Raw genomic sequence first — 12,728 nt, forward strand, 5'->3', positions numbered from 1 at the left:
CCAACCTCCCAAATGATAAACAGAATTTAGACAGAGTATCTGTATCTAAAGTCTGCATTCATATCGCCTTCTGTTGATTTTCAATCGCCTGAATGACACTACGGATTTCATCCCGACGGGCAATATCACGCAATTGTTCGTAAATGAGCTGCGCCCGCTTGTAAGCGCTGAGCGCTTCGCGGTACTTCTCCTGGCGAGCATAGGTGACACCAATGTTATAACGGGTGGTTCCCTGTCCGGGAAGATCGCCCAGCTTCTCGTAGACGGCTAGTGCTTTTTGGTAAGCATTCAAAGCATCCGCATATCGCCCCAGACTGATGTTAATTCCGCCAATATTGTTGAGGGTGGTGCCTTCAGACTTGAGATCACCCACCTGCTGGATGATCGCCAACGCCTGCTGGTAGAAATCCAGCGCCTTTAAGTACTGCCTTTGAGCCTCAATTAAAATTGGGTTTCTACCAATTTCTTGACCTGAATCCTTTGTTTTCAGAGCATCTGCCTGGGTTCGGTAAACAAAAGCAATATTGCTGAGCGTAGTGGCCTGTTCTGGTGCATCCCCTGTGATTTTGACTGCCGTCAACGCTCTCTCATATGCCTTGAGGGCATCGACGTACTGCCCCTGGCTGAAATAGACTCCTCCCAAATTATTGAGGACAGTTGCTTCGCCTTTGCGATCGCCCAGTTGCCTATAGATCTCTGCGGCTTTCAGGTAGGTCTGCTGGGCTTCTTGCAAAGATGCCTTCTGGGCCTCTGGTTCATTGGCCTGGGGGTACTGCGCCAAACTACGGTAGACAAATCCAAGGTTATTCAGGGTAGTGGCTTCCCCAGGACGATCGCCCAGCATCCGCCGAATCGCTAGCGCCGACTGATAATGTTCGATAGCACTTTGATACCACTCTCTGCTCTTCTCCAGATTGCCCTGGCTCTGGTGATGCTGGGCTGTGCGGCGGCAAACGAAGCCAATATTGTTGAGGGTGGTAGCTTCTCCCCGGCGATCGCCCATCAACCAACGCACCTTGAGAGCAGCATTATATTCCTTTAGCGCTTTGTCATAATCTCCCTGATTCAGGTAAACGCCTGCCAGGTTGTTGAGGGTGGTACCTTCCCCAGCCAGATCCCCTGCTTCTCGCCGCAGTTTAAGCGCCTGTTCATAAAACTTCAGCGCCTCCGAATACTGTCTCTGGTCGTCATAGATGGCCCCAATATTATTGAGGACGGTGGCTCCTCCTTTGCGATCGCCCAACTCCTGATAAATTTCCCATGCCTGACTGTACACCTTCAGTGCTAATTGATACTGCCCCAGACTATAGTGAGCATCGCCAACACCATTTAGAGCATTTGCTTCCCCTAACCGATTACCATCCTGACGATAGAGTTGTAGCGCTTGCTGAAACTGCATCAATGCCCGCCGGGTTGCCGCACTTGTTAACAGCGTTTGCCCTTCTTTCAAGAGTTGATCCGCCTTCGTGCTAGAGGCAGGCGACAATTGGGCTAAAACTGTTTGTGCAGGAGTAACAACAACACCCAAAACAGGAGCAACTATCAGAACAGACGTAGTTAGCAGAGTCAATAATAGTTTTGGAAATACCCGATACGAATTCATACAAGCAAACATAGGAAGATTCCTCTGATGATGCCAGAGTGCAATCAGTCAGATAACTAATACGTGGCTTTTGACATAAATGCCGGAGAACTTTAAATAAATTTCTTAATCAGGTAGTCATAATGAACAACCTACAGCAGCACCCATAAAACAGAGGGATCAGGAGCCAGGAGTCAGGAGCCAGGAGCCAGAATATATACAGGTACTAGGAGTTAGGAACCGTGTTGTATCTGGAGATCTACTTACTTGTTGTATCTGGAGATCTACTTACTAACAATTTTTAAGTAGCAAACCGTAAGGGTTCCTGCGGAATTCACGGAAGCTTTACTACCCCTTATAGCGGTCTTATAAAAGCTTTATCCTTCCAGCTTAGATCTCTTGAAAAAAGTACTATAGCGATTCTTCTTGAAATTTGAACAGGGTACAGCATGGAACCCCTGCACCCCTAACAAAACATTCGTTTTGCTGTACTAGTTTGGTTGCTTCTGGAGGATTCTAGCTGTAGACTTGGGACTTCAGACTGAGCCGTTTGAATTTCAAGCAGGGATGGGATATGGATTTACTGGAATACCAGGCAAAAGAGTTGTTTCGCGAGATGGGCATTCCGGTACTACCGTCTCAGCGAATTGACCGCCCTAAGGACTTAAAAGGGTTAACAATTCCCTATCCTGTTGTACTCAAATCTCAGGTTTACATCGGTGGGCGGGGTCGGGTAGGTGGCGTGCGCTTTGTAGAGAACACTATTGATGCCGTTGCAGCCGCCCAAACCATTTTTAATTTACCCATTATGGGCGAGTACCCAAAAGTATTGCTGGCAGAGGCAAAATACAATGCCGATCGCGAATTCTATTTAGCCGTAGTATTAAACCGCTCCATTCGCCGCCCCGTACTGTTGGGTTCCCAGCAGGGTGGAATTGACGTTCAGGCCGCGATGGATCAAATGCAACATGTCATTGTTGAGCGTGAATTTTCGCCCTACTATGCCCGCCGCCTGGCCCTGAAAATGGGGCTTCAGGGTGATTTGATGATTTCTGTCGCGAGCATTTTAGAGAAAATGTATCGATTGTTTGTCCAGAAGGATCTGGATCTGGTGGAAATCAACCCGCTGGGAGTGAGCCCTAGTGAAGCCGTCATGGCGTTGGATGGCAAAGTCACGGTAAATGACGACGCCCTGGCCCGTCACCCCAGTCTGGCGGCGCTACTTGAAACCCAAGATAAAGCATCGTTTGAACCGTTGACTGAATTACCTGTGATGATGGAAGCGGATGGTCAAATTGGGATTTTATGTAATGGCGCCGGTTTAACCATGGCAACCATGGATCTGATCTGCCAGGCAGGGGGAAAGCCCGCCAGTTTCTTAAATATTGGCGGTGAAACCCAGTGGAATTCGTCTCCCGATGGTTTACGTCAACGTCTAGAGCGGGGACTGGAACTGATGACGCAAACCAGACAAGTGCGAGTGTTGCTGGTTAATCTGGTCAGCAGTTTAATTCCCTGCGATGAAATTGCAAAGGTAATTACGGCTTTTTTAAGGCACCGTATCCGGGAACTGCGAGGCGTAAGTGAGATTAGACCTGACACCCTGATCACTCACACCCTGCGAATTCCCCAAATGGTTGTGCGGTTGGTGGGGAGTGAGTGCGATCGCGCGAAAACTCAATTGGCAAATGCCCAGGTCACTATTGTTGATACTCTGGATGACGCCGTGGCGCAAACGATTGTTTTAGCTAAGTCGGTTGCCAGAAATTCTTGAAGAGTGTTACCTGAGTAGCAGCACGATCGCCCTCTTGTTGGCATTCTGATAATCATTCTCGTTAGTAAGGTTATGTCAGAGAATGATTCTGTCAATGTTTTTCCACTCTGAGTTGATTTCTCACCGCTCGATCTCGTCCTGCCACCCAACTGGCAATTATACCGTTGGTCGAAGTTATTAATCCATCAAATCATTTATAGTGCTAATTTGCTCAGATTTATCACAGGCATTAAGGCGCAGGGGCAAGGAGTGCATCATGAACTTTAGATCGGATAGTCGAGTACTCCTACAGGGGATTGTCGAGCCTCTGGGTGCTATCTATGCACCTTTGATGAAGGCTTATGGAACCAACCTGGTGGCTGGAGTGAGCCCAGGTCATGGTGGGCAAACCCTACATAGAATCCCCGTCTTTGACCTAGTAGAAACGGCAGTTGCAACGGTGGGTGCGATCGACACTAGCGTTATTTTTGTCCCCCCCTATGCAGCTCTGGATGCGGCCCTGGAAGCGATCGCCGCTGGGATTCACCAAATTGTTTTGATCACAGATGGAATTCCACCGCTGGATATGGTGGCGCTGCTGAGGCAGGCGGAAGCCACCGAAACGCTGGTAGTTGGCCCCAACAGTCCAGGAATCATTGTGCCAGGGCAAATATTGTTGGGTATTCATCCAGTCGAGTTTTATACTCCCGGTCCAGTCGGGCTAATTAGCCGCAGCGGTACTCTCACCTATGAGATTGCGCTGGAACTGACCCAGGCAGGGTTTGGGCAATCCATCGGGGTCAGCATTGGGGGAGATGCGATCGTGGGGTCGTCCTTTCCCCAATGGCTTCAGATCCTGGATGAAGACGATAATACAGAGGTGATTGTTCTGGTTGGAGAAATTGGCGGTGATAGTGAAGAAGCGGCAGCTCATTACATTGCAGAGGCAATCGATAAGCCGGTGATTGCCTACGTAGCTGGGCGAACAGCCCCCAAAGGCAGGCGTATGGGACACGCTGGGGCAATCATTGATTCCCAAATTGCAGAATTGGGTACAGAGATTGGCACTGCAGACAGCAAAATCAACGCCTTCGAGCGGGCAAAAATCCCTGTCGCTCGTCGTCCATCTCAAATTCCAGACCTGGTCAAAAAAGCGCTCAAACTACCGATGAAACGGTGAGAAATAAGCTATATAGCTGTCGCCAGGTTGCTTAGGACATTGGTTTTAAGGGGGTGTGGAGGCTTCGCCCCCAGTCAGAGGGGTGGAACCCCTGCACCTGTCCTAAGCCTGGTGGCTATAGCTATACCTTTTGACTTCCAGCCAGGAGTGCTTTCGTTTCGGATTCGCCTGCTTTGCGCAATTGGAGGGCCAGCCGGTTAGCGAACAGACTGAAGACGCTCAGGTGGACCAGAAAACTGACAAAAATTTCCATAGCAGTCACATGCTCGATCGCCGCAAAGGCAAAGGCTGAAAACAACCAGGCAATGGGCATATGGTCAGGATGGAAAGATAGCACGCCCAGAAGAATGGGAGGAGCAAAGATGATTGCTCCAATGGTTCCAGCCGCCCAGAGAGTGCGTTTGGAAGTTTTCATGAACATCATGAGTTGGGCGATCGCAGCACAGATCATGACAAACATTCCACCCAGTAACAGAGTGGCAAATGCCTGAAACTTCTGCTCAGTTGCATCCCAGCTCAGAATCCAGGGAGTGAACACGGCGATCGCCACCAGCAAATTGAGAGCGATCGCCAGCAGAGCCGGACTTTTCTCACCCCAGACCAGTTCCTTCATCACTGAACGGCTCCAGAACTGCTTGCGGCTGCTCACCCGCTCACGGCGGTAACGAGCCCAATCCAGCAACATCTGTCGCTGCGGCATGAGCGCTGCCATGAGAATCACAAACCAGAACAGATTGACAAATGCCACAGCAGCCAGGTCATGAATCGGGATTTCAAATTCTGAGCGATCGCGGACCACGAACCCCAGCAGCCAGAACTCAAAGCATGCCGTTAGCAGATAGCTCTGCCGCTTGCTCAAGAGGGTTGCCGCTGGATTGCGGAAGCGTCGATTCGCAGCCTGCCACAGCCAGAAAGTTGCCACTCCAAATGTGATCAGCCAAAACGCCATCGACAGGGTAAGCGATGTGTCAACCAGAACGCCAAAGAACTGGTGCGGTATCAGGGCATAGTACTCCCCAAGGCGCGATCTCAGAGCGTATTGGAAGAAGATGTTAAACGTGAACCAAACCGCAGCGGCTCCGATCCAGCCCTGAAAACCGCCGAGCAACGCAAACAATAATGCCCCTGTAAAGTAGCAACTGGCAACCGCTAGTGTAAACAGGTAAATGTTGAGCACCACATTGATCGAAATCCCTGCCCCAACTGCCGATACCCAGTGCAGGGGAAGTGCCAGCAGGACTGCCAGAAAAGGAACAACTGGCACTCCCAGCATTTTACCCAACAAAATGCTCTGGCTTGACTGGGGGCTTAATCGAATGAAATTGAGGGTACCCCGCCGTTCCTCCTTGCCCAGGTCACTAATGAGCATATACACGCCCGCAATCAGCACAATGAAAGGCAAAGACCAGCTGAGTAATTGGAAGATATGAAACCACCACAACTTCCAGTTAATAATGACGTTGCCTGCGACGTTATGTAAACACTTCCAACTGGAGTAATATGACTCACCTGTACAATAGTCGCTCCTCTCAGTATCGTTCCCCGGTAATCCCAGCCAGAAGTAGGCCATCACCAGAGATTGAATCGCCAGGGAGGTTACTACAGTAACTGACAGGTTACGAGGCTTCAATCGCCCTTTGAATTCCCGAAAAAACTGAGGATTCCAATCACCAAGTTTGTAGAACCAGTCAAGTGACATAAGGAAGTCTCCAAAGTCAAGGGGGAGTTGTTAGTGGTTAGAGAGGGGAGAGGGGAAAGGGGAGGGGGGAAGGGGTGGTCTTGAGTTCTAACTCCTGGCTTCTGGCTTCTTCCTTTCGCCTTGAACTCAAAACTGAATCCGTCGTCATGAAGTTTGTTGATGACCTAATTTCAGGAAGATGGTTTCCAGGTTTTCCTGGGTGCGGTGGAACTCGGTGAGGGGAATGCCTGCTGCGATCAGCGATCGCAGTAAATTCGCACTGTCTTCTGTATCGCCTGAAAAATGCACCCGCATACTGTGATGGTTTTCAGGCAAGATTTCTATCCCTTCTACCTGGGGACAATCTTTTAATTCAGCTTGAAGGGCATCCAAATTACCCAGAGTCGATACTACAATTTGCTGTCGGCTGAGACGGCGGTACAGACTTTTCAGAGAAGCACTTTCTACCAGAAAGCCCATTTCCATAATGCCAACGGAAGTACACAGTTCCTCCAGGTCACTCAGTACGTGGGATGAAATCAGCACAGTCATTCCAGCCTCTCGCAACACTTTGATAATGTCGCGGAATTGGATACGGGCGATCGGATCCAGCCCTGAAACAGGCTCATCCAGCAGCAACACAACGGGTTCGTGGATAATTGTGCGAGCGAGGCTGAGACGTTGCTTCATGCCGCGCGAAAGGTTGGCGATCAAATCGTTACGCTTGTGTTCTAGCTGCACCAACTCCAGCACTTCTCGCAAACGCTGGCTACGACGGGGTTCCTTTAAACGGTATAGCCGCGCAAAGTAGTCTAAATAATCCCAAACCGTGAGGTCATCGTAGAGGGGAAAATCATCGGGCAGGTAGCCAAGTTGCCGTTTCAGGCTGGGATTGTCCTGGTCGCGCAACAGTCGCTCACCGTTCACATAAATCTCGCCAACCGTTGGTTCTTCTGCGGTAGCCAACATGCGTATAAGGGTGGTTTTTTCCAGCTCCATTCGGGCCAATTACCCCATAGATCTCTCCTGCTTCAACCTGGAGGTCTACGTCATTCACGGCAAGCTGACGGTCAAACTGCTTGGTTAATCCATGGGTAAGAATGGCAGGTTGAGGCATAGACGCGTAGATTGCAGGCAGAAAAGTTACCTGCTAGCCTAGCCTCTACTAACCAGTTTTGGCATCCCTATTTCTGAAATTGAAACCATCGTTCAAAATAATTCTTTACCCTAAGTCGGTAGCCACAATTAATTGTGAAGGGGGGAGTGGGGGCTGCGCCCCCAAGGCAAAGGGTTTCACCCCCTCCACCCCAAAATTATCCTTAATTTAATTGTGCCCAGCTATTTATCACCCATCCCCCTATCACTCATCGATAGTGCTCAAATCGTAATGATTTTTGAATTGTTAATGATGGCGGCTAGCGCCGCTCATCATTACCTTGTTAGGTTTACCCCTTATCCACTCTCCCACTCCCCCTAACCCCTCACTCCCGATCACCTCTTCATCCACACTTCAGCAACGCCCCACTTCAGCGCTTAACCAGGTGCATATTCCAGCCTGGAGGGTTAATAGGAATGACTGTAGTTGTTCCAGGGCTGGATTGCTCGTATTGTGTAACGTACTTTGCAAAATCCAGATCTACTAACTCTGGATAACGCCAATCAGCAATAATTCCTGTGCCCAAAACAGCAAGCAGAGCTATGGCTACAACCCGTATCCAGCAAAAACGTTGCTGAGTCAGCCAGACCAGGCATGTGAGAAACACTAGCATGGGGACAAACCAATAGCGGGGAGCAGCCCCTGGGAGGATCAATATTTTCCAGGAAACCGTTGCAGAGGCTAAAGCAGCCGCAAAGATAAGTGCCCCATACAGAATGAAAATTCTCAATTCTAAAGGGCCTTTGAGTAAGGCATAGAGGATGATGGCGCCCCCGATCATGGCCATTAAACCCGTAACTACGTGGTATACCTCAGGTAGGGCAATCAGTTTTCCGTATCCCGTCTGCCCAGTCAGAGCGCTGAAAAATATCTGCCCAGATAGGATTTTTACCAGCCGATCAGGAGACGCCTCCAGGGGGGAAGTGTTACGAGGATCGCTCTTCATAACCATTAATGCAACACCCTGCACGATCAACCCGATCGCCAGCCCCCAATTCAAAATCAGGGTCCATCGGTTAGGACGTAACCACCAGTACAGAAAAGCAAGAGGAAGTAACAGAATGGCAAACGGCCCGCTTAATGCTAAAAGTAGCACCACCACAAAATCAAAAATTCGCCACTCCAGATAAGGGCTGGGTTTCGCCAGAATAACCAGGCAAGCCAACAGAGCCAGATACCATTGGGCACTGGCAATGTTGGCGTATATTTCATAGGAGTTAGGCAGTAACAGATAGATGAGTACCAGGAGTAACCGGACTGAAAAATTGGGGATTACTGATACAAATCTTGAAGAGAGAATGATGGTAACGGGCAAAACTTGAATAATGAGAGCCATCATATTCGAAATGAACGGTGCCCACATCAAGGGAAATTGCTGGACAAACGACATAACAAGCCGTTGAGTGATGCAGAGATAACCAGCATAGGGCATGAATAGAGAACGGAAAACTCCGAAATTATGGGCTTTTTCATAGAAAGTTGACCCATCTTCTGCCCAAAACTGGGCATTGAAAATTCGGCTGGGATCTCTGGATAACAGTGTGATGAAAGCAAGGATGAAAACCGCAATATGAAGCCGCCTACTGATTGCAATTGGAAGGCACCAATTGACTATAAAAGAGGTTTTCACATTGCTCTGACGTTCTAATGAGAAGAGTTTCATCTTTGCTGGTAGAATTAGGGGGCTAAAATTGTCTGGATTATCTTACACCATTATGGGAGTCCATGACCCCGACCAAACTGGTTTTGAGCACAGGCTGACGAGGAGGATGAGATCCCTCAATCGCTTTCAAATCATTTCACTCGCTCTTGCCACGATTGTCACCGTTGTTCTTATCTTTACCGGGCTGAGTGGAATGGCGGCTAAAGATACGGTGCTGGTCCCTGGGACCACAGGCTATTCCATTACTGGACGATTTGAAATCGGTGCCACTCCCGTGTTAGAGCGCCGCTCTGTAAAAATTGCTCAGTCTCGCGGCAAAGATCTTGTTTTATGGGGCTCCTTAGTAGAGGGAGATGGCAAACATACAGGAAAATTGACATCTCCGCCATTCAAAGCACCTGCTATTTTGAGTCTATTTGTGGCAGGATATCCGACTGCATCGGGATATCTATCACCTGAATACCCTGGCGTTCCGGGTAATCGTTTATACGTAGAGCGAGTAGATACGCAGGAAACGATGAAGCTAAAGGTGGGAACACCGGGTGATCGCTGGGAGGAAATTAGCTGGCTACTGCCTGCGGCGTGGTGGGGGCATCCGATTCGGGTGGTGGCGATCGATGGCATGGTAGATCCTGCTGGCTGGATCGGCGTCAGTTCCCCCCTGGCAACCAGTCCATTGAGCTTGTTGGGAAGACAGCTTTCATCTCTGGTTTTGATTCCCCTCTACGCAGGGCATCTTGCACTCTTCCTAGTGTTGGGCTTGCCGCTTGCCTGGCTGATTGTTCAATCCCAAAAACTGAATTCAGCCTATACGCTAATTTTGGCCATTGGAATTAGTGCGCTTGCTGGCTACCTTTCCTTCTGGGCTTATTTTCTCAACCCCATATTTGGCATCTTCTTCAGCACCAGTCTAATTGTGTCCGCAATCGGATATGCCATCTTTCTCTACCGCTAAAAGGCACTTACAAGTCTTCTAGGCTCAAAAGACATTCAGTTTCCATTGTTCCTGATGCTAGCCGTGGGTTTGGGATACTTGTCGGTGCTCTATGGCATTAATACAGGGGATCAGCCAGATCAGCTTGCCCAACTCCGTTTTTTTGATGGTACGTTTCCGCCAGATAATGTTCTCCCTAAGATACTGGCAGATCGTCTGTATAGCGGTGACGACCCTCGCCCTCTGCTGGGCGACTGGCAGAGTAGCGATCGCCCCCCCCTGCAAGCTGGGATTTTCTTGCTTCAGCGGCCTCTGGCACAACTCACTGGCCTCAGGGGGGGGCTGCATTACCAGATTATTGGCACGATCGCTCAATGTTCCTGGATTGCAGCCGTTTGGGCACTCTGCCGTACTATCAAACTGGCAGTACGACCGATAGCAATCATCCTGGCGTTCTGCATCTTTTCTGGCTTCTTCTTTTTCCATAGCCTGTTTGTTTGGCCCAAGTTATTGGCGGCAGCCTTGGTTGTGTTTGCCTGCGCAGTATTATTGACTGCAGTGTACGCGGATCGTCCTCCGACCACCATTGAGGTTGGGTTGGCGGCAGGGGCAATGGCTTTGGGAATGCTGGCTCATGGTGGGGTTGTTTTTACGGTGCCTGCGATCGCGCTTCTGCTGGTCAGACCCAGAACCTTTCCGGCCATTCGACAAATTGTGGTTGGGTTTGCCGTGTTGTTAGTTTTACTGGCTCCCTGGTCGGCTTATCAGAAGCTCTATGAGCCACCGGCAAATCGTCTTGTGAAATGGCACCTGGCTGGAGTGATAGATACAACTGATAAGCGCTCTGCTTCCGAGGCCATCATCGATGCTTACCGCAGTGCAGGGTTAGCCCAGATCCTTCATAATAAGTGGACAAATGTGACCGAACTGGTCGGAAACCCACCGGATCAGTCCAATACGAACTACGGGCGGCGATCGCGGGAATACTTCTACGTTTTCCGGGGGCTGGGAATTCTCAACCTGGGCTGGCTGGTTTATTTGTGGCTTCTAATCAAGCGTCCGGCTACATTCAAAGACTTTACCCGCCGCATTGGGGTCATCCTCGGTGTGATTCTGGTCAGTATTCTTTTCTGGATTGGAATCATGTTTGGTCCGGCAGCAACCACCATTCACCTGGGCTCCTATGCCACCATGATTCTGCTATTTACCGCGCTTGCTGCCCTCGTAACGCCCTTACCTCGTTTGTTGTGTTATGCATTGCTGTCTTTTCAGATTGTGAGGTTTATCCTTGACTGGGTCGTTCTTACGGCGGTTAGCTCAGACACAATTGTGATGGTGGCTCCCAATACCTGGCTATTTGGAGTGGCGGTTGTTTCAACTATTGCCACGATCTTTCTGCTCTACCGCCTTTTCCAGGAGTCGCTGCCTCACCCATCTTTAGCCCACCCCTCTTAATTGACCATCCGGCTGACTGACCTTTCTCCGGTTTGAATTTTTCATTTTGAACCTTTTATTTTCAATGAATTCTCATCCGTCGCTAGAGCTGATCCACCTCCATTGAGGGAGAATTTGTCAGGGTATTCCCTTTTTCGCCATTCCCTCCCTGGGCTTGCTCTACTTTCAGCAGGCTCAAAATCCTGAAGGAACAAGAATTATAGCTATAGCGACCAGTCTTAGAACGGGGTGCAGGGGTTCCACCCCTGGCTGGGAGCGCGGCCCCCACCCCCCCTTAAAGTCAATGTCCTAAAGGACTCGCCGAGAAATAACATCCCACTTTCATCCACCCACCCACCCCGTTCAACTTGGGATTTTATTTGTACGCTGATCCCTAAGCAACCTGGCGACAGCTAATAAGTATACTTCCGACCTTATTAGTTCCACCATCCTAAACTTTCTATGAAACGAATTCTGCTAACTGGCATTACAGGACAGGTAGGTCATGATTTACAGCGGTCTCTCACACCACTGGGAGAAGTCATCAGTTTGGGACGCAACCAGTTAGACTTTTCCCAGCCTGAAGCAGTGTGGCAGACCATCAAATCTGTGCAACCAGAGGTCATTGTCAACTCTGCGGCTTATACAGCCGTTGATAAGGCAGAAAGTGAGCCCGAACTGGCAAAACAGGTCAATGGTATTACTCCCGGTATCCTGGCAAAGGGGGCACAGGAAGTGGGAGCAGGACTGATCCACATTTCCACAGATTATGTATTTGATGGCTGCCAGAGCAGTCCCTATCTGGAAACGGATCAGACCCATCCCCTTGGTGTTTATGGAGAGTCAAAACGGATGGGCGAGGAGGCTGTTCGGGCTGGTTGTGATCTGCACATGATTGTTCGGACAGCCTGGGTCTACGGAGTGGGAGGTCGGGGGAATTTCGTGAAAACGATGCTGCGATTAGGGGCAGAACGGGAAGAAGTGCGGGTGGTGGTTGACCAGATCGGTGCGCCCACCTGGTCAAGAGATCTGGCCGGAGCGATCGCCCAAATGGTGTCCAAACTTTCGTCTGAAACAGCGGGTACCTATCACTACACCAATAGCGGTGCCTGTAGCTGGTACGATTTTGCGATCGCCATTTTTGAAGAAGCGAACCTGCTGGGGTTTCCGCTCAAAATCCAGCGCGTCGTTCCCATCACCACACCCGAGTATCCCCTCCCCGCCCGCCGTCCTGCCTTTTCTGTTCTCTCCCTTAAGAAAACATCTGCTCTGTTAGGCAGCCATCCTCCTCACTGGCGGAGAAGTCTGCGGCAGATGCTGGCAATCTTAAAAGCGGAAACCTGATAAG

At 49.8% G+C, this 12,728-nt stretch carries 10 protein-coding genes; 5 read left to right on the plus strand and 5 right to left on the minus strand.

Features of this window, described 5'->3' with window-relative positions; translation table 11 throughout:
* Nucleotides 1-58: 58 nt before the first annotated feature.
* Nucleotides 59-1,603, minus strand: coding sequence for a tetratricopeptide repeat protein (locus P4D80_RS09295; protein WP_421658834.1), 1,545 nt, complete (start codon nt 1,601-1,603; stop codon nt 59-61).
* Nucleotides 1,604-2,156: 553 nt separating this feature from the next.
* Here P4D80_RS09295 and P4D80_RS09300 point away from each other — a divergent pair.
* Both P4D80_RS09300 and P4D80_RS09305 read left to right on the plus strand, forming a co-directional pair.
* Nucleotides 2,157-3,356 carry an ATP-grasp domain-containing protein gene (locus P4D80_RS09300; RefSeq protein WP_421658836.1) on the plus strand — a complete coding sequence of 400 codons (1,200 nt, stop codon included), beginning with the start codon at nt 2,157-2,159 and terminating at the stop codon, nt 3,354-3,356.
* Between the two features lie 256 nt (nt 3,357-3,612).
* Nucleotides 3,613-4,515 (plus strand): succinate--CoA ligase subunit alpha, encoded by a 903-nt coding sequence (locus P4D80_RS09305; RefSeq protein WP_421658838.1) that lies wholly within the window; start codon nt 3,613-3,615, stop codon nt 4,513-4,515.
* Between the two features lie 121 nt (nt 4,516-4,636).
* Here the strand turns inward: P4D80_RS09305 and P4D80_RS09310 are convergent, their stop codons facing one another.
* The 4 genes from P4D80_RS09310 to P4D80_RS09325 form a co-directional block, all read right to left on the minus strand.
* Nucleotides 4,637-6,214 (minus strand): hypothetical protein, encoded by a 1,578-nt coding sequence (locus P4D80_RS09310; RefSeq protein ID WP_421658840.1) that lies wholly within the window; start codon nt 6,212-6,214, stop codon nt 4,637-4,639.
* Nucleotides 6,215-6,358: 144 nt separating this feature from the next.
* Complete coding sequence (locus P4D80_RS09315; protein WP_421658842.1) at nt 6,359-7,162, minus strand: ABC transporter ATP-binding protein; 804 nt, start codon at nt 7,160-7,162, stop codon at nt 6,359-6,361.
* Complete coding sequence (locus P4D80_RS09320; protein WP_421658844.1) at nt 7,110-7,310, minus strand: hypothetical protein; 201 nt, start codon at nt 7,308-7,310, stop codon at nt 7,110-7,112. The genes P4D80_RS09315 and P4D80_RS09320 overlap by 53 nt, the downstream gene beginning before the upstream one ends.
* Before the next feature lie 409 nt (nt 7,311-7,719).
* Nucleotides 7,720-9,012: a hypothetical protein gene (locus tag P4D80_RS09325; protein WP_421658846.1), complete on the minus strand. Its 1,293-nt coding sequence runs from the start codon at nt 9,010-9,012 to the stop codon at nt 7,720-7,722.
* A 106-nt stretch (nt 9,013-9,118) separates the two neighbouring features.
* On the opposite strand from P4D80_RS09325, the gene P4D80_RS09330 reads away from it, so the two are divergent.
* The 3 genes from P4D80_RS09330 (at nt 9,119) to rfbD (ending at nt 12,724) form a co-directional block, all read left to right on the plus strand.
* Nucleotides 9,119-9,967 carry a hypothetical protein gene (locus P4D80_RS09330; RefSeq protein ID WP_421658848.1) on the plus strand — a complete coding sequence of 283 codons (849 nt, stop codon included), beginning with the start codon at nt 9,119-9,121 and terminating at the stop codon, nt 9,965-9,967.
* Between the two features lie 63 nt (nt 9,968-10,030).
* Nucleotides 10,031-11,401: a hypothetical protein gene (locus tag P4D80_RS09335; protein ID WP_421658850.1), complete on the plus strand. Its 1,371-nt coding sequence runs from the start codon at nt 10,031-10,033 to the stop codon at nt 11,399-11,401.
* A 441-nt stretch (nt 11,402-11,842) separates the two neighbouring features.
* A complete protein-coding gene (rfbD, locus tag P4D80_RS09340; protein WP_421658852.1) occupies nt 11,843-12,724 on the plus strand; it encodes a dTDP-4-dehydrorhamnose reductase in 882 nt (293 codons plus the stop codon).
* Nucleotides 12,725-12,728 lie beyond the last annotated feature (4 nt).

Source organism: Leptothermofonsia sp. ETS-13 (genome assembly GCF_049200465.1).
In the GTDB taxonomy this organism is placed as follows: Bacteria; Cyanobacteriota; Cyanobacteriia; order Leptolyngbyales; family Leptolyngbyaceae; genus Leptothermofonsia.

Bases quoted from the DNA above. Each gene is read 5' to 3' on its own strand.
- P4D80_RS09295 (WP_421658834.1), bottom strand. From the start codon at position 1,603: ATGAATTCGTATCGGGTATTTCCAAAACTATTATTGACTCTGCTAACT.
- P4D80_RS09300 (WP_421658836.1), top strand. From the start codon at position 2,157: ATGGATTTACTGGAATACCAGGCAAAAGAGTTGTTTCGCGAGATGGGC.
- P4D80_RS09320 (WP_421658844.1), bottom strand. From the start codon at position 7,310: ATGCCTCAACCTGCCATTCTTACCCATGGATTAACCAAGCAGTTTGAC.
- P4D80_RS09315 (WP_421658842.1), bottom strand. From the start codon at position 7,162: ATGTTGGCTACCGCAGAAGAACCAACGGTTGGCGAGATTTATGTGAAC.
- P4D80_RS09305 (WP_421658838.1), top strand. From the start codon at position 3,613: ATGAACTTTAGATCGGATAGTCGAGTACTCCTACAGGGGATTGTCGAG.
- P4D80_RS09330 (WP_421658848.1), top strand. From the start codon at position 9,119: ATGAGATCCCTCAATCGCTTTCAAATCATTTCACTCGCTCTTGCCACG.
- P4D80_RS09325 (WP_421658846.1), bottom strand. From the start codon at position 9,012: ATGAAACTCTTCTCATTAGAACGTCAGAGCAATGTGAAAACCTCTTTT.
- P4D80_RS09310 (WP_421658840.1), bottom strand. From the start codon at position 6,214: ATGTCACTTGACTGGTTCTACAAACTTGGTGATTGGAATCCTCAGTTT.
- rfbD (WP_421658852.1), top strand. From the start codon at position 11,843: ATGAAACGAATTCTGCTAACTGGCATTACAGGACAGGTAGGTCATGAT.